Source organism: Streptomyces sparsogenes subsp. cuspidosporus, assembly GCF_039532705.1.
GTDB lineage: Bacteria > Actinomycetota > Actinomycetes > Streptomycetales > Streptomycetaceae > Streptomyces > Streptomyces sparsogenes.
The window spans coordinates 276,183-300,209 of sequence record NZ_BAAASD010000006.1 but is presented as its reverse complement, the minus strand read 5'-3'; the positions used below and the strand labels follow the sequence as shown (position 1 = coordinate 300,209).

The 24,027-nt window shown below is 74.7% G+C and carries 19 protein-coding genes and 2 pseudogenes; 14 read left to right on the top strand and 7 right to left on the bottom strand.

Annotation, left to right across the window (positions count from 1 at the left end):
• The first annotated feature begins 209 nt into the window (after nucleotides 1-209).
• From ribA to ABFY07_RS10880, 10 genes and pseudogenes are all read left to right on the top strand, one after another.
• Complete coding sequence (gene ribA / locus ABFY07_RS10920; protein ID WP_346174287.1) at nucleotides 210-866, top strand: GTP cyclohydrolase II; 657 nt, start codon at nucleotides 210-212, stop codon at nucleotides 864-866.
• A gap of 73 nt (nucleotides 867-939) precedes the next feature.
• Nucleotides 940-3,234 carry an aminodeoxychorismate synthase component I gene (gene pabB, locus ABFY07_RS10915; RefSeq protein WP_346174286.1) on the top strand — a complete coding sequence of 765 codons (2,295 nt, stop codon included), beginning with the start codon at nucleotides 940-942 and terminating at the stop codon, nucleotides 3,232-3,234.
• A 2-nt stretch (nucleotides 3,235-3,236) separates the two neighbouring features.
• Complete coding sequence (locus ABFY07_RS10910; RefSeq protein WP_346174285.1) at nucleotides 3,237-4,064, top strand: aminotransferase class IV; 828 nt, start codon at nucleotides 3,237-3,239, stop codon at nucleotides 4,062-4,064.
• 57 nt (nucleotides 4,065-4,121) lie between these two features.
• Nucleotides 4,122-4,634, top strand: a pseudogene (locus ABFY07_RS43115) (DUF6597 domain-containing transcriptional factor); the annotation flags it as partial.
• A 325-nt stretch (nucleotides 4,635-4,959) separates the two neighbouring features.
• Nucleotides 4,960-5,235, top strand: coding sequence for a hypothetical protein (locus ABFY07_RS10905; RefSeq protein WP_346174284.1), 276 nt, complete (start codon nucleotides 4,960-4,962; stop codon nucleotides 5,233-5,235).
• 7 nt (nucleotides 5,236-5,242) lie between these two features.
• A complete protein-coding gene (locus tag ABFY07_RS10900) occupies nucleotides 5,243-6,610 on the top strand; it encodes a hypothetical protein (RefSeq protein ID WP_346174283.1) in 1,368 nt (455 codons plus the stop codon).
• A gap of 1 nt (nucleotide 6,611) precedes the next feature.
• Nucleotides 6,612-7,529: an LLM class flavin-dependent oxidoreductase gene (locus tag ABFY07_RS10895; RefSeq protein ID WP_346174282.1), complete on the top strand. Its 918-nt coding sequence runs from the start codon at nucleotides 6,612-6,614 to the stop codon at nucleotides 7,527-7,529.
• Between the two features lie 86 nt (nucleotides 7,530-7,615).
• Nucleotides 7,616-7,870 (top strand): annotated as a pseudogene (locus tag ABFY07_RS10890) (class II glutamine amidotransferase domain-containing protein); the annotation flags it as partial.
• A gap of 17 nt (nucleotides 7,871-7,887) precedes the next feature.
• Nucleotides 7,888-8,943, top strand: a complete 1,056-nt coding sequence (locus ABFY07_RS10885) for an asparagine synthetase B family protein (RefSeq protein ID WP_346174281.1) — start codon at nucleotides 7,888-7,890, stop codon at nucleotides 8,941-8,943.
• A 248-nt stretch (nucleotides 8,944-9,191) separates the two neighbouring features.
• Nucleotides 9,192-10,346 carry an AI-2E family transporter gene (locus ABFY07_RS10880; protein WP_346174280.1) on the top strand — a complete coding sequence of 385 codons (1,155 nt, stop codon included), beginning with the start codon at nucleotides 9,192-9,194 and terminating at the stop codon, nucleotides 10,344-10,346.
• A 7-nt stretch (nucleotides 10,347-10,353) separates the two neighbouring features.
• Here ABFY07_RS10880 and ABFY07_RS10875 read toward each other — a convergent pair whose 3' ends face one another.
• Together ABFY07_RS10875 and ABFY07_RS10870 are read right to left on the bottom strand one after the other, a co-directional pair.
• Nucleotides 10,354-11,964, bottom strand: a complete 1,611-nt coding sequence (locus tag ABFY07_RS10875) for a hypothetical protein (protein WP_346174279.1) — start codon at nucleotides 11,962-11,964, stop codon at nucleotides 10,354-10,356.
• Nucleotides 11,961-12,869, bottom strand: coding sequence for an ATP-binding cassette domain-containing protein (locus ABFY07_RS10870; RefSeq protein ID WP_346174278.1), 909 nt, complete (start codon nucleotides 12,867-12,869; stop codon nucleotides 11,961-11,963). Before ABFY07_RS10870 ends, ABFY07_RS10875 begins: the two co-directional genes overlap by 4 nt.
• Nucleotides 12,870-13,065: 196 nt before the next feature.
• Between ABFY07_RS10870 and ABFY07_RS10865 the strand changes: the two genes are divergently transcribed.
• The 3 genes from ABFY07_RS10865 (at nucleotide 13,066) to ABFY07_RS10855 (ending at nucleotide 16,358) form a co-directional block, all read left to right on the top strand.
• On the top strand, nucleotides 13,066-14,310 hold the full coding sequence (locus ABFY07_RS10865) for a sensor histidine kinase (RefSeq protein WP_346174277.1): 1,245 nt from the start codon (nucleotides 13,066-13,068) through the stop codon (nucleotides 14,308-14,310).
• Entirely contained in the window at nucleotides 14,307-14,972 is a 666-nt protein-coding gene (locus ABFY07_RS10860) for a response regulator (RefSeq protein WP_346174276.1), read from the top strand. The genes ABFY07_RS10865 and ABFY07_RS10860 overlap by 4 nt, the downstream gene beginning before the upstream one ends.
• A 204-nt stretch (nucleotides 14,973-15,176) precedes the next feature.
• The gene (locus tag ABFY07_RS10855; protein WP_346174275.1) at nucleotides 15,177-16,358 is read left to right on the top strand and encodes a S1 family peptidase; all 1,182 of its coding nucleotides are present in this window, start codon (nucleotides 15,177-15,179) and stop codon (nucleotides 16,356-16,358) included.
• Nucleotides 16,359-16,426: 68 nt separating this feature from the next.
• Here the strand turns inward: ABFY07_RS10855 and ABFY07_RS10850 are convergent, their stop codons facing one another.
• From ABFY07_RS10850 to ABFY07_RS10830, 5 genes are all read right to left on the bottom strand, one after another.
• Nucleotides 16,427-17,770 (bottom strand): Gfo/Idh/MocA family protein, encoded by a 1,344-nt coding sequence (locus ABFY07_RS10850; protein WP_346174274.1) that lies wholly within the window; start codon nucleotides 17,768-17,770, stop codon nucleotides 16,427-16,429.
• 97 nt (nucleotides 17,771-17,867) lie between these two features.
• Nucleotides 17,868-18,089, bottom strand: coding sequence for a DUF2277 domain-containing protein (locus ABFY07_RS10845; RefSeq protein ID WP_346174273.1), 222 nt, complete (start codon nucleotides 18,087-18,089; stop codon nucleotides 17,868-17,870).
• Between the two features lie 57 nt (nucleotides 18,090-18,146).
• The gene (locus ABFY07_RS10840) at nucleotides 18,147-20,492 is read right to left on the bottom strand and encodes a glycoside hydrolase family 65 protein (protein WP_346174272.1); all 2,346 of its coding nucleotides are present in this window, start codon (nucleotides 20,490-20,492) and stop codon (nucleotides 18,147-18,149) included.
• On the bottom strand, nucleotides 20,489-21,235 hold the full coding sequence (locus ABFY07_RS10835) for an HAD family hydrolase (protein ID WP_346174271.1): 747 nt from the start codon (nucleotides 21,233-21,235) through the stop codon (nucleotides 20,489-20,491). Before ABFY07_RS10835 ends, ABFY07_RS10840 begins: the two co-directional genes overlap by 4 nt.
• Nucleotides 21,236-21,330: 95 nt before the next feature.
• Nucleotides 21,331-22,230 (bottom strand): Gfo/Idh/MocA family protein, encoded by a 900-nt coding sequence (locus ABFY07_RS10830; RefSeq protein WP_346174270.1) that lies wholly within the window; start codon nucleotides 22,228-22,230, stop codon nucleotides 21,331-21,333.
• Between the two features lie 607 nt (nucleotides 22,231-22,837).
• Between ABFY07_RS10830 and ABFY07_RS10825 the strand changes: the two genes are divergently transcribed.
• Nucleotides 22,838-24,016, top strand: a complete 1,179-nt coding sequence (locus tag ABFY07_RS10825; protein ID WP_346174335.1) for a YncE family protein — start codon at nucleotides 22,838-22,840, stop codon at nucleotides 24,014-24,016.
• Nucleotides 24,017-24,027 lie beyond the last annotated feature (11 nt).

Below are 24,027 nucleotides of genomic sequence, written 5' to 3'. Positions count from 1 at the left end.
TTCCGGGCCTTTCGCTCTGCGGACTCGTCCCGCGGGCCGTGCTCCCGCGTTCAGTCGGGCGCGGGTTCGGCGTCGTGCGGGATGCCAGGCTACGCGGTGGGGCGCGCCCCCACCGGGTGAACGTAATGAATCGCACAGAGAGTTGGTGTTCCCTTGTCATTTTCGCGCACCGCGGCTGCATTTCGCGGTTTCCCGGTTAGGATCTGGACATGACAGAAAGCGATGGCCCGTTCAACGAGAACGCTCGACCGTCCGGTGTCGAACGCGTGGCGCAGGTCCGACTGTCCACCGAGTACGGAGTTTTTCTCGCGGTCGGCTACTTGGACAGCATTCGCGGGGACGAACAAATAGCGCTGGTTTACGGCGAGGTCGAGGGAGACGGGGCGCTCACCCGCGTGCATTCGGAGTGCCTGACGGGTGACGCCTTCGGGTCCCGGCATTGCGAGTGCGGCGATCAGCTGTCCGCGGCGTTGCGCGCCATCGCGACCGAGGGGCGCGGCGTTCTCGTCTACCTCCAGGGCCACGAGGGGCGTGGCATCGGGCTGCTGGCCAAGCTCCGGGCGATGCAGCTCCAGGCGGAGGGGCTGGACACGGTGGAGGCGAACCTCGCGCTGGGGCTCCCGGTCGACTCCCGTGACTACCGGGTGGCGGCGGACATCCTGCACGACCTCGGTGTGCGGTCCGTGCGGCTGCTGTCGAACAACCCGCGCAAACGCGAGGCGCTGCTGCGGTACGGCATCAAGATCGCCGAGCAGGTGCCGCTGCTGATCCCCCCGCGTGAGGAGAACCTCGCCTATCTGCGGGCGAAGGCGGACCGGCTCGACCACCACCTGCCGCACCTGGACGTCCTGGCCGAACGGACCTGACGGGCGCGCCACGCCGTCCCGCACCCCCGCGGCTCATCGAGCGAGTCAGTCACCAAGCGAGGAGGACCTACGGATGGACGCGGTGAAGACCCTTCTGATCGACCATCACGACTCTTACACCTACAACCTCTTCCAGCTGCTCACCGAGGTCAACGGAGTGGAGCCGGTGGTGGTCCTCCACGACGCGCCGGAGTGCTCGGACATCGACCTGTCGCGGTTCGACAACGTGGTGGTGTCCCCCGGCCCCGGCCACCCCGCCGACCCACGGGACTTCGGCGCCACCGCCCAGGTGATCGAGCGGTCCCCCGTACCGGTCCTGGGGGTCTGTCTGGGCCACCAGGGGATCGCGCTCGGCGCCCGGGCCCGGGTGGTGCCCGCCCCCGAGCCCCGCCACGGGCATCTCTCCCGGATCCGGCACGGCGAGCGAGGGCTGTTCCGGGGGCTCCCCCAGGACTTCACCGCCGTCCGTTACCACTCGCTGTGCGTGGCGGAGCCGCTGCCCCTGTCCCTGCAGGCCATCGCCTGGGCGGAGGACGGTGTGCTGATGGGGCTGCGGCACCGCACCCGGCCGCTGTGGGGTGTGCAGTTCCATCCCGAGTCCGTCCTCACCGGCTACGGCCATCGCATCCTGGCGAACTTCCGTGACCTGACCCTCGCCCACGCGGAGCCGGCCCCACCCCAGCCGGCCCTGTCCCCACCGGCCCGGCCTCAGCCGACACCGGCCCGGACGGCCCCGCCCCAGCCGGCCCCGGCTCCGACGGCTCCGACGGCCCCGACGCCGCCGGAGGAAGCCACGGCGGCGGCCGGGGACGGCGTCCGCTACCGGCTGCACTCCCGGTGGCTCGCCGCGCCGATCGACACCGAAGCGGCCTTCACCCGCCTGTACGCGGCCGCGCCGCGCGCGTTCTGGCTGGACAGCGCGCGGACGGAGTCCGGCGAGGCGCGCTTCTCCTTCCTGGGCGACGGCCGGGGCCCGCTGGCCGAGTTCGTCCGCTACGACGTGGACCGGGGCGAGTGCGAGGTCGAGCGGGCCGGGGAGCCCGCCACCCGGGTCCCCGGCAGCGTCTTCGACTACCTCAAGCGCGAGCTGGCCCGCCGCCGTGTCGAGGCCCCGCCCCTCCCCTTCGACTTCACCGGCGGCTACGTCGGCTACTTCGGCTACGAGCTCAAGGCCGACTGCGGCTCCCCCAACCGGCACCGGGCGCCGACCCCCGACGCCTGCTGGCTGTTCGCCGACCGGTTCCTCGCGGTCGACCACCAGGAGGGGGTCACCTATGTGCTGTGCCTGACCGAGGACACCCCCGAGGGCCGGCGCGAGGCCACCCAATGGCTGGACGACACCCTCACCACCCTCACCGGCCTCCCGGTGGCCGGCGAGCCCGCCCCGCCCCCGGCGCGCCCCCTGGTCACGGCTGCCTCCGTCGAGCCCCATCTGGTGCGGGACCGGGCGCGGTACCTGGCCGACATCGAGGCCTGCGTGCGGGAGTTGCGGGCCGGTACGAGCTACGAGATATGCCTCACCGACTCGGCCTGGCTGCCCGCGCCGGCCGATCCGTACGCCTTCTACCGCGCGCTGCGCCGCATCAACCCCGCCCCGCACGCGGCCTTCCTCCGGTTCGGCGAGGTGGAGGTGGCCTGCGCCTCCCCCGAGCGTTTTCTGCGGGTCGGGCCCGACAGAACGGCCGAGGCCCAGCCGATCAAGGGCACGGCGCCGCGCGGGCGGAACGCCGACGAGGACGCCCGGGCCCGGGCCACCCTGGCCACCAGCCCGAAGACCCGCGCGGAGAACCTGATGATCGTCGATCTGCTCCGCAACGACCTGGGGCGCGTCTGCGAACCGGGGACCGTGCGCGTCCCCGACCTGATGCACACCAAGAGCTATGCCACCGTCCACCAGCTGGTGTCCACCGTGCGCGGCAGGCTCCACGGGGACAGGGACGCCGTCGACTGCGTGCGGGCCGCCTTCCCCGGCGGTTCCATGACCGGAGCGCCGAAGACGCGGACCCTGGAGATCATCGACGCGCTGGAGACCGAGGCGCGCGGCGTCTACTCCGGGGCGCTCGGCTTCCTCGGCTGCAACGGCACGGCGGATCTCAACATCGTCATCCGCACCGCCGTGTTCACCGGCGGACGGATGCACATCGGCGCGGGCGGGGCCGTCGTCCTGGCGTCCGACCCGGCGGAGGAGTACCGCGAGATGCTGCTCAAGACCGCCGCGACGATGAGCGCCTACCAGGCCGTGGCGGCCGTGCCGCCCGGGGAACCCGACGACGCACTGGTGGCCGCCCCCGCGCCCGGCGACCACGCGCCCGCGCGGGCCGGGCTGGCGGATACTGAACGAGGGCTCGGGCACGAAGGAGCACGGTGAGGATGGAGAGGGCCGTGGGGAGTCAGGCCGGCGAGGACCCGGGAGAAGAGCCCGAGGTCCGGACGCTGATGTGGTCCGAGGACCGCGGCCTGACGCGCTGCCGTCCGGTGCCGGACGCCGCGCTGCTGGCCGCCGACTCCTGGCTGGTCGACGACGGGCGGGTGCGTGGCCTGGACCGGCATCGCCGCCGGTTCGTGGCAGCCTGCACGGAGGCCACGGGCGACTCGCCGGCGCGCGTCGAGCGGTTCTGGCAGGAGGCCGTCGGCGCGCTGCCGCGCGCCGGTTCGTGGTTCCCCCGGGTGGAACTGGCCGGGCCCGAGCCGGCCCGGCTCTTCCTGCGGATACGGCCGGCGCCGCCGCGTACCGAGAGCGTGGCCGTGTGGCTGGGCGAGGAGGCCGACCCTCGGGCCCTTCCCCGCCGCAAGGGGCCCGATCTGGCCCTCCTGGCCGGACTGCGCGGGCGCGCCGCCGAGCGGGGGGCGGCGGAGCTGGTGCTCACCACGCCGGACGGGCTGGTACTGGAGGGAGCGACGGCGAACATCCTGTGGTGGGAGGGCGACGTGCTGTGCCGCCCCTCCCCCGACCTGCCCGTGCTGGCGGGCGTGACCTCGGCCCTGATCGAGGAGCGCGCCGGGCGGCTGGGCGTGCCGGTGGAGCACCGCCGGTGCGGCACCGCGGCCCTGGACGGCCGCGAGGTGTGGTTCGTCAACGCCCTGCACGGCATCCGGCCGGTGACCGCGTGGCTCGGCGGCCCCCTCCGCGCGGGGCCCGCCCGGCACGCGACCTCCTGGCGTACCTGGCTCGACACGGTGGGAGCGCCGCTGCCCTAGGGGGTGGAGCGGGGTCGCCGGCCGGGGCGAAAGGGGGTTAGCTGTACGGATGGATCGATGACTCGCCGGGCCGAGAGGACTGCGCTGATGACACGAGGTTCATCCGACTTATCCGGCTTACCCGACTCTCCTCGCTCACCCGACTCGCCTGACTCACCCGGCTCGCCTGACACACCGGGCCCACCGGGCCCGCCGGGCGCACCGGACACGCCCGGAGCATCCCGCTCCGCGGGTTCGCCCGTGTCCTACGAGTTGGTGCGGCGCGCCCCGTGCCGGGCGCTGCGCGGGGCCGTACTGGGCTATCAGGGGTTCCGGGTCGTCTCCGCCGCGCCACGGCGCCGCCTGGAGCTCCCCAGCGGCTGTGTGGATCTGGTCTTCCTCTTCGACGGGCCGATCCGGCTGACGGACGCGCTGGACCCGACCCGGGCCGCCTCCATGCCGTGCCTGGCCACGGGGCCGCGTACCACGGCCGCCGTGGGCGAGCACCCCGGCCGGGTCCACGGGGTGCAGGTGACGCTCACTCCCCTGGCGGCCCACACGATCTTCGATGTCCCCATGCACGAGATAGCCAACTCCTGGGTCGATCCCGAGGAGTTGCTGGGCGCCCGGGCCAGGGGGCTGGCGGAGCGGCTGGCCGGGTGCGCCGACTGGGGCGCCCGGTTCCGGATGCTGGACCAGGTGCTCGCCGCCCGGCTGCGGGCCGGGCCGCGCGGCTCCGCCGATGTGCTGTGGGCCTGGCGGAGGATCCAGGCGACGGCGGGCAGGGTCACGGTGGCGGAGCTGGCGGCGGCGACCGGACAGAGCCGGCGCCACACGGCGGGTCGACTTCGGCGGCCTCGAGGCGTGGCTGAGCAAGGGCCTGTTCCAGCGCAAGCGGAAACTGGGCCCGCGCATCGTGCCGGCCCCCGGCCACCAGGGACGGCTGCGGGTGTGGTGGCACGCCGGGCGCGACACCCCCGCCGTACGGGACTTCCTCGTCGCCAACCCGGTGCTGGAGCTGATCGGCCGAGAGGAGCTGAGAGCCGTGTACTTCTGTGACGACGCCCGTCCGGCCCGGCTGGACCTGGCCCACCGCTGCGCGAACATCAGGGAGTTCCGCACCGTCCACCTGGACGCCTTCCTTGCGGGCGTCCCTGCCGGCGCGCCGCACGGCGGCCGGGAGAGGACCTGACGGAGCGATGCACGAGGAGCCGGCCGCCATGGCCGAAGGCGCGACGCCTCATTCCTGGGCGGGTGTGTCCGCCGCCCCGCCGCCGACCGGGCTGTCGGCCGCCCGCACCGTGGAGCTGCTGCGGGAGGAGACGCGGGAACTCCCCTACGGGGGCTTTCCGATGCCCCTGCGGCCGTTCGTCCTGCCGCTGCCGTGCTACCGGGAGCTGCTCGGGGCCGCCGAGACGCTGGTCGGCCTGTTGAGCCGGGCGGCACGGCACCTCGCGCTGGACCGTGCGGGCCGGATGGCCGCGCTCGGCGTCGACCCGCGGGACTGCCCGGGCTTCACCGACGACGAGGACTTCGAGGTGGCGCACTGGGCCGACATGGCCAGGGCGGATGTGGTGATCGGCCCGCACGGGCCGCGGTTCGTCGAGGTCAACGTCAGTGGCGCCTTCGGCGGGCTGGTGCACTTCCACGCCCATCAGCAGGCGTGGCAGCGGGTGCGGGAGGAGGCCGGCCGGCCCCCGTACACCGGTGTGGACCCCTTCCCCTCGCTGGCCGAGCTGATCCGGCGGACCTGCGAGGAGCTCGGGGCGCCGCCGCAGGCCGTCCTGGTCGGCACCCGGCGCCTGTGGGGCAGCCGGCCCTTCGCCCGGTTCTTCGGCATCCAGACCGCGCAGCTGCGGCGCCACGGGATACCCGCGGTGCATCTGGACTTCGAGGAGCTGCACGCGGGCATCGGGCTGCCGGGGCCGGTGCGCCGGCCGCTGGGCATCGCCCAGTTCGCCCTGGCGGACGCCGAGGCCGGGGGGTACGACGTCGGCCCGGCGTGGCGGGCGGTGGAGCACGGCTTCCGGATGATTCCCTCGCAGAGCTCGTGGTTCCTGCACTCCGAGAAGCTGCTGGCCCTGCTGTCGGAGGGGATGGAGTGGATGACGCCGGACCAGCGGAGCTTCGTGGCGCGCTATGTCCCCTGGACCAGGGTGGTGGACGACCGGGAGGTGGAGTGGCGCGGTCGGCGCCACCCTCTTCGGGATCTGCTGCTGCGGCGGCGGGAGCGCTTCGTGCTCAAGGGGGCGACGGGGTTCGGGGGCGCCGAGGTGACCTTCGGGGCCGCCACCGGCGCCGGGGAGTGGGCGGGGCTGGTGGCGGAGGCCCGGCGCACCGGCCGCTTCGTGGCCCAGGAGGTGGTCGAGCCGACGCTCTTCCCGCTGGATGTGGCACTCGACGGGGCGGGGACGGTCGCGCGGGTGGCGGCCAACCCGGTGGTCAGCCCCTTCGTCCTGGGCGGGGTGGCGTCGGGCTGCTATGTGAAGTTCTCCACCGACCCCGGCCCCAGGGTGGTGAGCGCCTCGCGTTCGGCCCTCAACTCCTGTCTGCTGGGGGAGGCGTGAGATGAGCGGCGTACGGCTCGGCGCGCTGGTGCTGCCCGAACACGCCTGGTCCGAAGGGCGGGCCGTCTGGAGCCGGCTCGAGGCGCTGGGCCTGGACCACGCCTGGACCTTCGATCACCTGTCCTGGCGCACGCTGCGGGGGCGGCCCTGGTACGACGCCCTGGTCACCCTCACCGCCGCCGCCTGCGCCACCCGCCGCATCACCCTGGGCACGCTGGTGTCCACCCCCAACTTCCGGCACCCGTTGCCCCTCGCCCACCAGGTGACGACCTTGGACGACATCAGCGGGGGCCGGTTCGTGCTGGGACTCGGCGCCGGGGCGCCGGGGCCGGACGCCACGGCGCTGGGCGGGGCGCGGCCGGCGCCGGCCGCGGCCGCCGAGCGGTTCGAGGAGTTCGTCCCGCTCCTGGACCGGCTGGTGCGCGGCGCCGAGGTGACGCACCACGGCCGGTTCTTCGACGTGGCCGGAACGCGGCTGGTCCCGGGGTGCGCGCGGCCCCGCTTCGCCGTCGCGGCGACCGGCCCGCGGGGCATGCGGCTGGCGGCCGCGCACGCCGGGATGTGGGTGACGAACGGGCCGGTGGGCGACCCGGGGGCGCTGGACGAGCGGGCCCTCTTCCGGCTGCTGGCCGCCCAGTTGGAGCGCCTGGAGGCGGTCTGCGAGCGGACCGGCCGGGACTTCTCCGGCCTGCGCAAGCTGGTGCATGTGAGCCGTTTCCTGGACGGCCTGTGCTTCTCCGCCGAGCGGATCGTGGACGCCGTCGGCCGGTGTGCGGAGCTGGGCTTCACCGATGTGGTGGTGGCCCATCCGCGGCGCGAGGGGGTGCTGGCCGGCGACCCGGCCGCGTTCGAGGAGGCCGTGTGCCGGCTGACCGGCGCCCCGGCCCCCACCGACCTGAGGGATCCTGCCCGACCCTGAGCTGGAAGGAGTGCGCGGTGTGCGGCCTCGCCGGATGGCTGGACTTCTCGCGGGACGTCGGAAAGGAGCGGGCCGTCGTCGAGGCGATGACCGAGACCCTGCGGGCGCGCGGCCCGGACGAGGGGGGCGTGTGGACCGGGCCCCACGCCGGGCTCGGCCACCGCCGGCTGGCGGTCATCGACATCCGCGGCGGGCGGCAGCCCATGACGGCCGAGGTGGGGCCGTACCGGGAGCCGGTGGTGCTGGTGTACAGCGGCGAGATCTACAACTTCCGTGCGCTGCGAGCGGAGCTGGGCCGCCTGGGCCATCGCTTCACGACCCGCTCGGACACCGAGGTGCTGCTGCGCGCCTACCTCGAGTGGGGCGCGGGCTGCGCGGAGCGGCTGCGGGGGATGTTCGGCTGCTGGCGGCGCTGGCGGCCCGCCGGGCCGGTGGGTCCGGGGAGGGGCCGCTGCGCACCTTCTCGGTGGGGTTCGTGGGGGACGAGCGCGACTTCCGGCCCACCGCGCTGCGCCCGGAGCGCGACGCGCCGTACGCGCGGCTGGCCGCCGGGCACCTGGGCACCGACCATGTGGAGGTGGCCCTGGACCCGACGGAGGTCGCCGGGGCCCGGCACGCGGCGCTGCACGCCCGTGACCTGCCCACCCGTGGCCACTTCGACGCCTCGATGCATCTGCTGTTCCGGCGGCTGCGCGCCTCCTCCACCGTGGCGCTGTCGGGCGAGGCGGCGGACGAGGTGTTCGGCGGCTATCCGTGGTTCCACGACCCCCAGGTGGTGTGGCGGGACCGGTTCCCCTGGCTCGGGGACGCCCCTCGGCTCGCCGACTGTCTGGCTCCCGACGTGCGCGCCGAGCTGCGGCCGCGGGAGGCGGAGCAGGACCGCTACGCCACCTTGCGGGCCCGGGTCCCCCGGCTGCCGGGTGAGCGGGGGCTGGACGCGCGGATGCGGGAGGTGTTGTTCTTCAGCCTGCACGGCCCGCTGGCCGGGCTGCTGGACCGCAAGGACCGGATGAGCATGGTCGTCGGCCTGGAGGTGCGGGTCCCGTACTGCGACCACGTGCTGTTGGAGTACGTGTGGAACGTGCCGTGGCATATGAAGGTCTGCGACGGCAGGGAGAAGAGCCTGCTGCGGATGGCCGCCGCCGATCTGCTCCCGCCCGAGGTGCTGACCCGGCCGAAGACGGCGTATCCGGCCCTGCACGACCCGGCCCACGAGGCCGCGGTGCGCGACGCGGTGCTGGCCCTGCCCGGCGACCCCGGGTCCCCGCTGGGCGGGCTGCTGGACGCCGCGCGGGTGCGGGAGTTCGCCGAGGGGGCCGGCCCCACCATGACCCACGCCGGCACGGCGCACCTGCTGCTTCCGCTGCTGGAGGTGGACCGCTGGCTGAGGGAGTACGGCCTGGAGATCGGCTGAGCGATGACGTGTCGGTGTAACCCCGCTTCGTGGCCGCCCACGGCGCCGGGGTGGCCGACATCGGGCTGCGCGCGACCGCCTGGCCGGGCCCGCCCCCGCTCCGCCACGCCGCGGCCGATTGCCGCACGTGGCGCCAGGTCCCTGCTTGAATCGGCATATACATCGACATATACGTCGGCATACGCAGCCATGGTTCACGATCCGTGTGGGCCGCGCGGGACCGGGACGCGAGAGGCGGTGGCGCCCAGGTGAGCAGCAGATCTCGCCCTCCGGACGGCCGACGCGCGCGGCGCCCGGTGCGGGGCGGCCGCCGGGGCTCGGTGGCCGCGGCCCGGGCCCGCGCCGCCGCGGCCGCCGCGCGGGCCGGGGACGAGCTCGTCCACCCCGGGCTGCGCCTCGCCGCCGGGTACGCGTGGCGGCTGCTGGTGGTCGGGGCGGTCGTGTACGTGGCGTTCAAGGTGCTGGGGCGCTTCGAGCTCGTCGCGATCGCGGTGTTCCTCGGGCTGGTGGCCACCGCGCTGCTGCGGCCGCTGGCCGATCTGTGGGCGCGGCTGGTCCCCCGGCCGCTGGCGGTGGCGCTGGCGCTGGTCGGCAGCATCGTCGTGGTGCTCGGTCTGCTGGCGCTGGTGGGCAGCGTGGCGGCCGGGGAGGCGGGCAGGCTGGTGGGCGAGTTCCGCGGCGGGGTGGGCCGGATCAGCCGCTGGCTGGAGCAGCCGCCGTTCCGGGTGCGGCACGGGACGTTGCAGGGGCTGCACCAGAAGATCAGCTCCTTTGTCTCGGCCCACCGCGCGGCGCTGATCAGCCGGGCGCTCAGCGGGGCCAACCGGGTGGTGGAGGCGCTCACCGCCGCGGCCCTGGCGCTGTTCTGCTCGGTGTTCTTCATCTACGGCGGGGACCGGATGTGGCTGTGGTTCCACGCCCAGCTGCCCGAGGCCGCCCGGCCCGCGTGGGACCGGGCGGCCCGGGCGGCGTGGGCCACCTTCGCCGGCTACACGCGCGGCATCATCCTGGTGGCGGCCTCCAACGCGACGCTGGTGGGCATCGCCCTGTTCGTGCTGCGGGTGCCGCTGGCGCTGCCGCTGACGGTGCTGGTGTTCTTCGCCACCTTCATCCCCCTGATCGGCGCGCCCATCGCGCTGGCCGTGGCGACCGTGGTGGCGCTGGCCGGGCGGGGCCCGGTCATCGCCGCCGCCGTCGTGGTGCTCATCGTCGTCATCGGCCAGATCGAGGGCCATGTGCTGCACCCGCTGGTGATGAGCTGGGCGGTACAGCTGCACCCGGTGGTCGTGGCGATCTCGGTGATCGCCGGCAGTCTCGTCGCCGGGGTGGTCGGCGCGATCGTGGCCGTGCCGATGGTCTCGGTCGCCTGGTCCGTGCTGCGCTCCCTGCGCCACGGGCCCTGACGGCGGCTCAGCGCCTGGCCCGCCGTACGGCACCGGCCGCGAAGGCGACGCCGGCCAGCAGCGCGGCCACGGCGGCGACGGCCGGCGCGGGCGGCCCGGCCGGGTGGCCGTCGGCCCGGACCGCGCCCATGAAGTCGAGCAGCGGCAGCCCGTTCGCGGTCGTGTACCACAGCGGGAGGTAGACGGCCTGGAAGAGCCGGTGGGTGCGGCTGAGCGTGCCCAGCGCCAGGGCCAGCGAGGGCACGAGGAGCGCGCCGCCCGCCCAGGCGCCGGCGCCGGCCCAGTCGGCCGCCACGACCAGCCTGACCAGCGGGGCGAACCCGGCCAGCGCCGTGACCGCGAACCCGGCCAGCCATTCGGCCGACACCGCGCCGCGGCGGGACGGATAGGCGCCGAGCAGCGACTCCACGCCGTACTCGTGGCGCTGGGTGCCCAGCCGGGACCACAGGAGGACCGGCCAGACCCAGGCCACCGGAAGGACGAACCGGGTCACCGCGGACAGCGGCACCACGAAACCGGCGACCGCGATGGCCGCCGCGACCGCCCACCACCACCGCGACACACCCTGGAGCAGGATGCGCAGCTCGCCGGCCAGGAGTCGGCCGAAGGCGCCCCCCGGCCGCACCACGGTGCGTGGCGGCCCGGGGAACACCGGGGCCGTCGGGGCTTCGGCGGGCGCGGGGTGCGGTGTGCCGCCGGGCCGGCCCTCGGGGCGGGGCCGTGACTCACCGCCCCGGGCGGGGTCGAACCGGCCGAACCAGAGCGCGGGGAGCAGCGCCGCCGCGCAGGCCGCCAGGACCAGGGCGACGCGCCCGGTCACGAAGTCCGCGCCCGGGGTGAACCCGCCCCAGTCGAAGGTCCGCAGCGGGTGCTCGACGAAGGTCAGGCCGAGGCTGAATTCCTGGCCGTCCAGGTCCACGTGGCGTGCGGTCAGGTCGGCGCGCATCGACGCGACGACGCCGTGCACCCCGATGCCGCCGAGCGGGGCGCCGGGCCCCTGGCCGCCCAGCGCGATGGCCAGCCAGACGAAGAACCAGACCACGTTTCCCAGCCCCTTGCGCAGCGCGGGCGTGGCGTCGAACAGCAGCGCGGCGGCGGCCGTGACCGCCACCAGGGGAAGGGTGATCAGCGCGAACGGCAGCAGCAGGGGGCCGGGGTCGACGGTGTCGGACTCGCCGCGGGCCAGTTGCACCACCGGCGCGGTGAGCGCGAGCACCCCCGCCATGGAGGCGAGCACCATCGCGTTGCTGAGGAATTTCGCCGCCAGGTAGCCGGGGCGGGTGAGCGGTGTCGCGGCCAGCAGCCGTCCCACGCCGGTGGCCTCGTCCCGGGCGACGGTGCCGCGTACGACGTAGAAGCCGCCGAGCGTGAGCCACAGGGCTCCGGCGAGGGCGGTGGCCACCCCGGTCCAGGCGCTGTTGTAGACGCCGCGGTAGTCGCCGATCTGGAGGATGACCCAGTGGGCGCCGGCGGCCGGCACGGCCAGGCAGCCGAGGCCGACCGCCGCCGCCAGGGTCAGCGCGTAGGCGGGGCGCCGGGCCCGCTCCCGGAAGTCGGCGAGGGCGAGCCTGCCCAGCCGCCCGGCGAGCCCGCCCGCGCTCCGGGGGCCGGTCCTCATCGCCGCACCCCCCGCGGCGCGTCCGCCAGCGGGCCGGGGCCGCCCGGCCGGTGGATGACGGCGAGGTAGGCGTCCTCCAGGTCCGGAGCCACCGGTTCCGCGTCCGCGTACGGCGCCCGGGGCGCCAGCAGCCGCAGCCGTACCCCCTCCGCCGTGCGCACCGCGCGGCTGACCGGGTACCGCGCCTGCGCGGCGGCGGCCTCCCGGGGGTCGACCAGCGCCTCCCACACCTGCCCGGCCACCTCGCCCAGCAGCTCCCCTGGGGTGCCGCGGCGCAGCAGCCGCCCCTGGGCGACCACCGCGATGTCGAAGGCCACCGACTCGATGTCGGAGACGATGTGGGTGGAGAGCATCACCACGCGGTCGGCGGCCAGTTCGCTGAGCAGGTTCCGGAAGCGCACCCGCTCCTGGGGGTCGAGGCCGGCCGTGGGCTCGTCGACGATGAGCACGCGCGGGTCGGTGAGCAGGCTCTGGGCGATGCCGACCCGGCGCAGCATCCCGCCGGAGTACCCGCCCAGCGGCCGTCCGGCCGCCTCGCCGAGATTCACGAGTTGCAGCAGTTCCTCGATGCGCGCGCGGGCGGCCCGGGCCGAGACGCCCTTGGCGGCGGCGAGGTAGGACAGGAATTCCCGGGCGGTCAGATGGGGGTAGACGCCGAAGTCCTGCGGCAGGTAGCCGAGCACCCGCCGCAGGGCGTCCGGCCGGGCCACCGCGTCCGCCCCGTCGAACAGGACTCTTCCGCCGGTGGGGCGGGTGACGGTGGCGGCCATCCGCATCAGGGACGACTTTCCCGCGCCGTTGGGTCCCAGCAGACCCAGCAGGCCGGGGCCCAGACGCAGGGTCATGTGGTCGACGGCCCGTTTCCCGCCCCGGTAGACCTTGCTGACATCGATCAGTTCGAGCATGGGGCCACTGTCGCCGGGCAGCGGGTCGGGGCGCGTCGCGGCGGGGAGGGATTTCCGTCTCCCCCGGCCGGGGGAAGGCGTCCCTGGCTCTCAGGGGGGAGGCGGTCGCCGCGGGCCGGCCGCCATACTTGCGCCCGTGTGGAAGACGCCGGTGTGGAAGAGGTCCCCGGGGAAGACGTCCGCGGGGAAGACGTCCGTGTGGAGAACGACGCGGCCGGTGTTCGGTGCGGACACCGTGCGCGGCTGGGGATACGCGCTGGCCGGCGCGGCGTGGAGCCTGCCGCCGGCGGCGGTGGCGCTCGCCGTGGCGGCGGGGGCCGGGCGGTCGTGGCCGGCGGCGCTTCGCTGGGTGTGCTTCGGCGCGGTGTTCGGGGCACTGCTCCTGGTCGGCGGCCGGCCGCTCGGGGTGCGGGCGAGGTGTGTGCGCCTGGCCAACCGGCTGTTGCGCGCGGGCCTGCCCGAGCCCCCGGCCTCGCCCGGGGCCGGCCGGCCGCGGGTGGCGCGCACCTCGGCGTGGCTGGCGCTGCACATGGCGGTGGGCTGGGCGGTGGTGGCCGTGACAGGCATGCTGGCGGCGGTGGCGGCGGCGCTGGCCGGGGTCTGGTTCGGCGGTGGCGACCGGATCGATCTGCTCGGCGTGTCGGCGCGGGTGGCGGGCGGCCCGCGCGGCGCCTGGGCGCCGCTCGCGGCGGCCGGCTGCCTGGTGGCGGCGGTGTGCGTCTGCGCGGGCGCGACGGCCGCGCTGCGGCGGCTGGCGCCGTCCCTGCTCGGCCCCCGCCCGTCCGCGCGGCTGGCGGCGGTGGAGGAGCAGACGCGGCTGCTGGCCGGGCGGAACCGGCTGGCCCAGGAGTTGCACGACTCGATCGGGCACACCCTCACGGCCGCCACCATCCAGGCCGCGGTGGCGGCGGAGTTGATGGAGCGCGAGCCGGAGGCGGCCCGGCGCGCGCTCAGCAGCATCGAGGAGTCCTCCCGGAGCGCGATGGACGACCTGGACCATGTGCTGGGCGTGTTGCGCGAGGGCAAGGCCCCGAGGGCGCCGCAGCACACGCTGGGCGATCTGCACGCCCTGGTGGAGCGGGTGCGGCAGACCGGCACCGAGGTGCGGGCCGACACCGGCGGCGACTGGGCGCGGGTGCCGGCGGCCGTGTCTCGGGAGGCCTACCGCATCGTCCAGGAAGGGCTGACCAACGCGCTGCGCCACGCCCCCCGGGCGCCGGTGACGCTGCGGGTGGCGGTGACGGGCGACTGGCTGGAGGCGGAGCTGACCAACCCGCTGGCGGGCGGCGGCCTCGGCCTCACCCGGCCCGGGCGGCGGGGGCGGGGCCTGACCGGGGTCGGCGAGCGGGTGACGCTGCTGCGCGGCGAGGTCAGCGCCGGGCCGGTGCCGGGCGGCCGGTGGCGGCTGCTGGCCCGGATACCGCTACGGTCGGCGCCATGAACCCCGCGCCTGTGACCGTGCTCATCGCCGACGACGAGGAACTCACCCGCACCGGGCTGCGGGCCCTGCTGTCGGCGAAGCCCGATCTGGAGGTGGTGGCCGAGGCGGCGGACGGCGGCGAGGTGCTGCCCCTGGTCCGGCGGACCCGGCCGGACGTGGTGCTGATGGATGTGCGGATGCCCGGGATGGACGGCATCGAGGCGACCCGGCGGCTGCGGGCGGCGCTGGACGAGCCGCCGAAGGTCGTGGTGATCACGACCTTCGAGAGCGATGAACACGTCTATGACGCGCTGCGGGCGGGTGCCGACGGCTTCCTCCTCAAGCGGACGCCGTCCCAGGCGATCGCGCACGCCATACGGCTGGTGGCGACGGGCGACTCGGTGCTCTTCCCCGACGCCGTGCGCCGGCTGGCGGCCGCCCGGCCGGCGCCCCCGGCCGCCCTGCCCGCCGGCCACCCGCCGCTGACCGCGCGCGAGACCGAGATCCTCAGGCTCATCGCCACCGGCCTGTCCAACCCGGACATCGCGGACCGGCTGACGGTCAGCCTGGAGACCGTCAAGACGCATGTGAGCAACCTGCTGACGAAACTGGGCGCCCGGAACCGCACCCAGGCCGTCATCCTGGCGTACGAGTCCGGCCTGGTGGTCCCCGGTGGCCGCTGAGCCGCGCGCCCGCACCGCACGCCCCTGACGGCGGCCTGGGGGGAGGCGCCCTAGGAGATCCCCTCGAAACAGGCCCCACCGCCTCCATTGGTATGGACTTACCGCCTCGGCTCCCCCTAGGCTCCTCCGCGATCGGCCATGAGAGCGCTCTCAGGTCTCCGCTGTTCTGCCCTCGTTCCGTAGCGCAACAGAAGGAGAACTGCCATGCGACGCACGACTGGTGTCCGTGTCGGCCTGTCCGCCTTGCTCGTCCTGGGCGCCCTGACGGGCGCCGGCGCCGCGCTCTCCCCCGCCGCCGCGGCTCCCGGCCCGGAGCCCGCCGCCCCCTCCGCGAAGCTCGTCAGCGCCCTCGGCCGGGACCTGGGGCTGACGGACGGTCAGGCCCGGGAGCGGCTGGGTCAGGAGGCGGCGGCCATGAAGCTGGCGCCGAAGGCCGAGCGGGCCGCGGGGAAGGCGTTCGGCGGCTCCTGGTTCGACGCGGACACCGGCCGGCTGGTCGTCGGCGTCACCAACGACGAGCGGGCCGCGGCGGTACGGGCGACCGGCGCCACCGCCCGGATCGTCCGGCACACCGCGAAGGAACTCGACGCGGTGAAGGCGAGACTCGACGAGAAGGCCGGGAAGAAGGCTGCGCCGGCCGGGGTGAGCGGGTGGCATGTCGACCCGAAGGCGGGCGATGTGGTGATCTCCGTCCGCCGGGGCAGCGAGCGGGACGCCGCCGTACGGGCGTTCGTCGGCGAGGCGAAGGGCCAGGCGAAGCGGGCGGGCTCGGTCCCGGTCAGGGTCGAGCGGGCCGCCGCGCAGGCGCCGGCCACCTTCGCCGCGGGCACGGTGGGCGGCGACCCGTACTACACCGGCAACGTCCGGTGCTCCATAGGCTTCTCGGTGCAGGGCGGGTTCGTCACGGCCGGGCACTGCGGCCGGGCCGGCGCCTCCGTCAACGGCTGGGACGGCTCGTACGTCGGCAACTTCCGGGGCTCGTCCTTCCCCGGCAACGACTACGCGTACGTCAGCGTCGGCAGCGGCTGGTGGACCGTCCCGGTGGTGCTCGGCTGGGGCACGGTGCCGGACGCGCTGGTCCGCGGCTCCGCGGAGGCCCCGGTCGGCGCCTCGATCTGCCGCTCCGGGTCCACCACCCACTGGCACTGCGGCACGGTGCTGGCCAAGAACGAGACGGTGAACTACAGCCAGGGCGCGGTCTACCAGATGGCCAAGACCAATGTGTGCGCCGAGCCGGGTGACTCGGGCGGCTCGTTCATCAGCGGCGACCAGGCCCAGGGCGTGACCTCGGGCGGCTGGGGCAACTGCGGCAGCGGCGGGGAGACCTGGTTCCAGCCGGTGAACGAGATCCTGTCGGTGTACGGACTGCGGCTGCACACCGCCTGAGGCCGGGCGGGCCGCACGGCGTGACGGTGGCGGGAGGCGGGCCCGGGCGGGCCGCCCCCGCCACCGGGTCACACCCGCACGACGTCCGCGATGTCCACGGGGCGTCCGGTGGCGAAGGACCGGTTCGCCGCCAGGCCCGCGGCCAGGGCGAGCGCGCCGTCGATCTCGTTGGCCCGCAGTCCCGCCGCGTCCCCGGTGTCGGCGGGGGTGTCGGGGTCGGCGGGCCCGTAGAGCGCGTCCAGCATGCGCGCGTCGCCGCCGCCGTGGCCGGCGTGGTCGAAGCCGGTGACGGGCACCTCGTGCGGCGGCTGCCACAGCGGGTGGACGGTGACGCGGTGGCCGCCGGCGTTGGCGAGCGCCGTGTCGCCGTGGACCGCGCCCTTGGCCGAGGACACGCGGGAGCGGGGCGGCTGCCACAGGCTCTCCTCGACCTGCAGCTCGAGGCGGCCGCGCGTCCCGTTGAACATCACCCGGTAGCCCTCCCACGGCGAGTACGCGGTGAGGTGGTACGTCATGGTGGCGCCGGTGGAGTAGCGCACGAGGAGCGCCATGTCGTCCTCGATGGTGATGCCGTCGCCGAAGACGTTGCGGTCGCGCAGATAGCCGTCCTCGGCCTCCGCCCGCAGATACAGGGAGCGCAGCGCCTCGTTGTCCTCCAGGTGGACGGCGAAGGGGTCGTCGGCCGCGGCCCGGGCCCCGTGGGCCCGCTCGTAGTCGCGCCGGTAGCCGGTGCGCTCCCCCGCCTCGCGGCCGTAGAACGCCAGCCGCCCGTAGCCGAAGACCTGCTCGGGACGGGCGCCGAGCCACCAGTTGACCAGGTCGAAGTGGTGGCTCGACTTGTGCACCATCAGGCCGCCGCTGTTGGCCTTATCGCGGTGCCAGCGGCGGAAGTAGTCCGCGCCGTGGCGCACGTCGAGCAGCCACTCGAAGTGCACGGACAGGACCTCCCCGACGGCGCCCTCGGCGAGGAGCCGGCGCACCCGCTCGTGGACCGGGTTGAAGCGGTAGTTGAAGGCCACGGAGAGGCTGTTTCCGGTGCGGCGCACGGTTTCCAGGATGCGGGCGCAGCGCTCCGCGTCGACGGTCATGGGCTTCTCGGTGACCACGCGCGCGCCGTGTTCCAGGGCGGGGACGATGTAGTGGTCGTGCAGCGCGTCCACGGTGGTGACCAGCACCTCGTCAATGGCCTCCGTGCGCAGCAGCCGCTCGAAGTCCTCCGCGGCGTACGCGGTGGCCTTCGGGCGGCCGGCGGCGGCGAGCAGGTCGTTGTGGTGGGCGATGCGCACCGGGTTGGTGTCGCACAGGGCGGCGACGTGCAGGTGCGGGCGGCGGGAGAAGGCTTCGGTGAAGGTCTGGGCCCGGTGGCCGGTGCCGACGATGGCGACGCGCCTGGCTGGGGTGGTGGCGGCCATGCGATTCCTCTCCCGCTGCTGGCTGATGGAGGCTGCAGGGAAGATTCGCATTCGCACGCATGATCGTCAATGAGCGGCCGGGAGCCGGCCGGGCGGCTCAGCCCGCGCGGCCGCCGCCGCGCACCTCGAGGCCGTCCAGGAGTCTGCGGGTGGCCTCCGCCACCGCCTCGACGGCCTGGTCGAAGACCTCACGGTTGTGGGCGGCGGGCGCGCGGAACCCGGACACCTTGCGGACGTACTGCAACGCGGCCGCCCGGATGTCCTCGTCGTGGGGGTCGGGCGTCATGGGCGGGCGGAGCGTCTTGATGCTGCGGCACATGACATCAGTCTTCCAGGTGGTCGGCCTCCCGGGCGAGCCCGGGCCGCGGGCCGGTGCTCAGGCGCGGCGGTCGGGGCGGCGGCCGGGTGGCTGCCGCGGCTCCGGGCGGGCGATGGGCTCGGGGACCTTGCGGCTCTGCGGCGACTTCTCGGTGACCGTCAGCGGATCGCCGTAGTGGCGGATCTCCAGCGGGGCGCCGTGCACCATGGTGTAGGTGGCGGTGGAGTTGGTGATCTCCACCCGCAGACACCTGCCCAGCACCTGCACGGTGAAGGCCAGCCGGGCCAGCTTCTCCGGCAGCTTGGGGGAGAAGTCGAGGGTGCCCTCGCAGTGGCGCATGCCGCCGAACCCGGCCACCAGCGCGATCCAGGTGCCGGCCAGCGAGGCGATGTGCAGGCCGTCGCGGGTGTTGTGCTCCAGGTCCCGCAGGTCCATCAGCGCGGCCTCGCCCAAGTAGTCGTAGGCCAGCCGCAGATGGCCCACCTCGGCGGCCATGACGGCCTGGGCACAGGCGGACAGGGAGGAGTCGCGGACGGTGAGCGCCTCGTAGTAGGCGAAGTTGCGCGCCTTCTGCTCCTCGGTGAAGGCGTCGCCGCGCAGATACATCGCCAGCACCAGGTCGGCCTGTTTGACCACCTGCTTGCGGTACAGGTCGAAGTAGGGGAAGTGGAGCATCAGCGGGTACTGGTCGGGGTGCGTGCCCTCGAAGTCCCACACCTGGTGGTCGGTGAAGTCCGCCGACTGCTCGTGGACGCCCAGGGTCTTGTTGTACGGGATCGTCATGGCCTCGGCGGCGTCCCGCCAGGCCGCGGCCTCCTCGTCGTCCACCCCCAGCAGGGCGCCCTTGGCCGGGTGGCGCTCGACGATGTCCGCCGCGGCGCGCAGGTTCGACTGGGCCATGAGGTTGGTGTAGACGTTGTCGTCGCCGAGCGCGCTGTACTCGTCGGGACCGGTCACCCCGTCGATGTGGAAGCGGCCGTGGTGGTCGTGGTGGCCCAGCGAGCGCCACAGCCGGGCGGTCTCCACCAGCAGCTCCACCGCGCTCTCGCGTTCGAACTCCTCGTCCCCGGTGGCCCCGACGTAGCGCACCACGGCGTCGGCCACATCGGCGTTGATGTGGAACGCCGCGGTACCGGCCGGCCAGTACGCGGAGCACTCGGAGCCGTCGATGGTGCGCCAGGGGAAGGCGGCGCCGTAGTGGCCGAGCGTGCGGGCCCGCTCCCGGGCCGCGGGCAGCGTGGACTGCCGCCAGCGCAGCGCCTCGGCGACGGCCTCGGGGAAGGTGTAGGTCAGCAGCGGCAGGACGAAGGTGTCGGTGTCCCAGAAGGAGTGTCCGTCGTAGCCGGAGCCGGTGAGGCCCTTGGCGGGGATGGCCCGCTCCTCCGCCCGGGCGCCGGCCTGCAGCACGTGGAAGAGGGCGAAGCGCACGGCCTGCTGGATCTCGGCGTCGCCCTCGACCTCGACGTCCGCGCGGCCCCAAAAGTCCTCCAGCCAGTTCCGCTGCTGGTCCACCAGCCCCTCCCAGCCGGTGCTCGCGGCGCCGGCCAGCGCGGCCTCGACCTGGTCCCGTACGGCCGGCAGCGAGCGCGCGGAGGACCAGCCGTAGGCGACCAGCTTCTCCAGCCGCAGCACCTCGCCCGGTTCGAGGACGGAGGTCACGGTGAGGCGGGCCACGTCGTCGCTGCTCTCGCTGGAGGCGCGCGTCGGCGGCGGCCCGCTGAGGAAGTGGTCGGCGGCGGAGGCGACCCGCAGACGGCTGGCCTCGGTGCAGTGGATCAGGCGCAGCCGCATGTCCTTGGCCGCGTGCTCCTCGGGCAGCAGCGGGGACTCCAGGGCGTCGGCGACCCGGGGGTCGCCGGCGCGCTGCGGCAGTTGCTCGTTGGCGACCAGTTCGGACTGGACGACCACCCGGACCTCGGCGTCCACGGCCTCCACCTCGTAGGCGACCGCGGCGATCGCCCGCTGGGTGAGGGAGACCAGCCGGGTGGAGCGCAGCTTGATGGTGGTGCCGGAGGGGGAGGTCCACTCGCAGGTGCGGTGCAGCAGCCCGCCGCGCAGGTCGAGCACGCGCTCGTGGGAGCGCAGCCGCCCGTAGCGCAGATCGAAGGGCTCGTCGTCCACCAGCAGCCTGATGATCTTGCCGTTGGTGACGTTGATCATGGTCTGGCCGGCCTCGGGGTAGCCGTAGCCGGCCTCGGCGTACGGCAGCGGGCGCAGCTCGTGGACGCCGTTGAGGTAGGAGCCGGGCAGGCCGTGCGGCTCGCCCTCGTCCAGATTGCCGCGCCAGCCGACGTGGCCGTTGGAGAGCGCGAAGACGGACTCGCTCTGCGGCAGCACATCGAGGTGGAGCTCGGTCTCGCGGAGCATCCAGGGGTCGACGGCGTACGAGGAATCGGTGATCAAGAGTCGTCCTCCTCCAGCAGCTCGGCGAGGTCCCGCACCACGGTGTCCGCGCCGTGGGCGCGCAGCGCCTCGGCCTGGCCGACCCGGTCGACGCCCACCACACAGCCGAAGTGGCCGGAGCGGCCGGCCTCCATGCCCGCCAGGGCGTCCTCGAAGACGGCGGCGGCCGCGGGGGCGACGTCCAGGTCGCGGGCGGCCGCCAGGAAGGTGTCCGGGCGGGGTTTGCCCGCGAGGCCGCGCTCCTCCGCGACCACCCCGTCGATACGGATCTCGAAGAGGTGCTCTATTTTCGCGGAGATCAGGACGTCGCGGCAGTTGGCGCTCGAGGAGACCACCGCGGTCCGCAGGCCCGCGGCGCGGGCCGCCTCGGCGAAGCGCACCGATCCCGGGTACGCCTCGACGCCCTCGTGCCGGATCTTCTCCAGGACCAGCGCGTTCTTGCGGGTGCCCAGGCCGTGCACGGTGTCCAGGCCGGGCGGGTCCCGGTCCGTCCCCTCGGGGAGCTCGATCCCCCGGGACGCGAGGAAGGTGCGCACCCCGTCGGCGCGGGGCCGCCCGTCCACGTACTCGTCGTAGTCGTCGATCTTGTCGAAGGGGCGGAAGGCGGGACCCTCACGGCGCCGGAGGAAATCGTCGAACATCTCCTTCCACGCCGCCGCGTGGATCACCGCCGTGCGGGTCAGTACACCGTCGAGATCGAACAGACAGGCCCGTACGGTCTCCGGAAGGCGGAGCTTGGTCATGGCCTCCCGGTTCCCCAGCACTCGCCGGAGTATGCGTGACGACAAGGGCGAGTGCGCCCCTCGACAGGCGAATCGAGCCCCTGAAAACCGAGCCCTTAGAAAAGGGGCACGACCGTGCGGCCGGTGCGGCGGGAGGTGTCGGCGGCCTCCAGGATGGCCACCACCTCGCGGCCGAACCGCACGTCGCAGGGGTCGGCGGTGCCGGTGCGGGCCCCTCGCAGCAGCCGGTCGACGGCCGCGCCGAAGGCCTCGACGGCGGTGATCCCCGACTCGGGAACGGCCGCCACGCCCTGTTCGCCGTAGAAGTCGCAGGTGTGCGAGACGGCGGCGGGCCGCGCGTCCAGCGTGAGCGCGAGCGTGCCCACCGCGCCCGAGCGGTGCCGCAGCAGCACATGCGCCGCGCCGCGCGGCCCGTCGACCGCGGTGACCTCGGCGACCGGGCCGAGCACGGGCAGCAGGACGGACAGGGCGTGCGGGCCCACGTCCCACAGGCCGCCGCGCTCCCGCCGCCAGGGGGAGCCCCCGTAGGGGTTGCCGGGCCGGAAGATGGAGGCGAAGGCGGTCGCCCGGCCGCCGTCCCAGCCGCCGGCGGCCGCGGCCCGGGTGAGGAAGTCCTCGACGGGCGGGGCGAAGCGGCGGGTGAAGAACACCACGGAGGCGACGGCGCGCTCCTCCGCGGCGCGCGCCACCCGGTCCGCGTCCTCGCTGGTGAAGGCCAGCGGCTTGTCGAGCAGCAGGTGGCGCCCGGCGCGCGCGGCGCGCAGCGCCAGCTCGCTCTGGATGTCCGGGGGGAGGGCGACCGCGACCGCGTCCACGTCGGCGATCAAGTCGTCGGCCCGGTCGTAGGCCCGGGTGCCGTACCGGTCGGCCAGCACCCGCGCCTTGGCCGGGTCACGGCCCCAGATGCCCGCCAGCTCCGCCTCGGGGTGCGCGTCGAGGGCCGCGCCTTGGGTCTCGGCCGCCCAGTGCCCGGTGCCCAGGAGTCCGAACCGCAATGCACGCCCCTTCCACCAGGTGTTGTGGCCACTGTCCTCGTCCGTCGCCGGGCGCGATCCTACGCCGTCGGGCGCCGGAGCATCAGGGGGGCCGCGGGACAAGGGCCTGTCTTCAAAGGGGGCGCCCTGCTCCCGACGTCTGGCACGGCGCCTCGCTGCGTTGTCGCAACGCCCGAGTACGCCCAGTACGAGGGCGACGCTCCGCCTTGCGATGCTCCCCCAGCTACCGCTGGGAGGGGCCCCTGCACCAGACGCCGCTCGCGGCCGGACGCCCCCTTTGAAGACAGACCCTAGACGCCACACCGGTGGTGTCCACCTGGCGGAGGAGGCGCGCCACCCGGTCGGACGCGGGGGCGCGCCGCCGGGGGGTGGCGGTGGCAGTGTGGGCCTCGGCCCGGCCGGTCCGGGCCGCAGCGGTCCCCGGCCGCCGCCGGGCGGGAGAGCCCCCGTCGTGGTGCGGCCGCGGCCGCCGCCGCGTCCTCGCCCGCACCACCGCTGGAGGAGTCCCGTGGCCCGTGGCCCGATCCGCCCGCATCCCACACCGGTCGGGGCGACCGACCCGCGCGCCGTGGCGCGCTCCTCCTCCGCGCGTCCGCGGGCGGTGACGATGCCGTGGGCGGCGGGGGCGCTGCTGCTGGTGTGCGCCGCGGTCGCGGGCTGTGCGGCCGCCGGCGAGCCGGAGCGGCCGCGCGAGAAGCCGTCGCGGTCCGCCGGCGCGCGGCCGTCGGCCGCCGCCTCCAAGGCCGCCGACCCCCGGCTGCTGCCCGGGATGCCGCCGCCCCTGGACCCGCGCGACCTGTACGCGGCGGACCGGCCGGGCCGGCTGTCGCCGGTGGTCAAGCGGTTCCCGTCGCGGGTGTACGTGCCGAACACGCTGTCCAACACGGTCAGTGTGATCGACCCGAGGACGTACAAGGTGATCCGCACGCTCCCGGTCGGCAACCAGCCGCAGCACGTGGTGCCGTCCTGGGACCTGAAGACGCTGTGGGTCAACAACGACCTGGGCAACAGCCTGACCCCCATCGACCCGGCCACCGGGCGGGTCGGCCGCCCGGTGGACGTCCACGACCCGTACAACCTCTACTTCACCCCGAACGGCAAGTACGCCGTGGTGATGGCCTCCGCGGACCGGGCCCTGGTGTTCCGGGACGCGCACACCATGCGGGTGGTGAAGTCGGTGCCGGTGTCGTGTTACGGGGTGAACCACGCGGACTTCTCACCCGACGGCCGCTACTTCATCGTCTCGTGCGAGTTCTCCGGCGAGCTGCTGAAGGTGGACACGGCCCGGATGAAGGTGGTGGGGCAGCAGCGGCTGCCGTTCGCGGGCGCCATGCCCCAGGACGTGAAGATCTCGCCGGACGGCCGGACCTGGTATGTCGCCGACATGATGGCGGACGGGGTGTGGGTGCTGAACGGGGACGCCTTCACCCGCCCGCGGCTGATGCCGACCGGTGACGGCACCCATGGCCTGTACGTCAGCCGGGACTCCCGCCGCATGTACATCACCAACCGCGGCGAGGGCACCATCTCGGTGCTGTCGTTCGCCACCGGCAAGCTGGTGGACCGCTGGCGGCTGCCCGGGGGCGGCAGCCCCGACATGGGAGGGGTGTCAGCCGACGGCAAGGTGCTGTGGCTGTCCGGCCGCTACCACTCCGAGGTGTACGCGATCGACACCCGCGACGGCCGGCTGCGGGCCCGGATCCCGGTGGGCGGCGGGCCGCACGGGCTGGCCGTCTATCCCCAGCCGGGCCGCTACTCCCTGGGCCACACCGGCGTCTTCCGGTGAGCCGCCGGTGA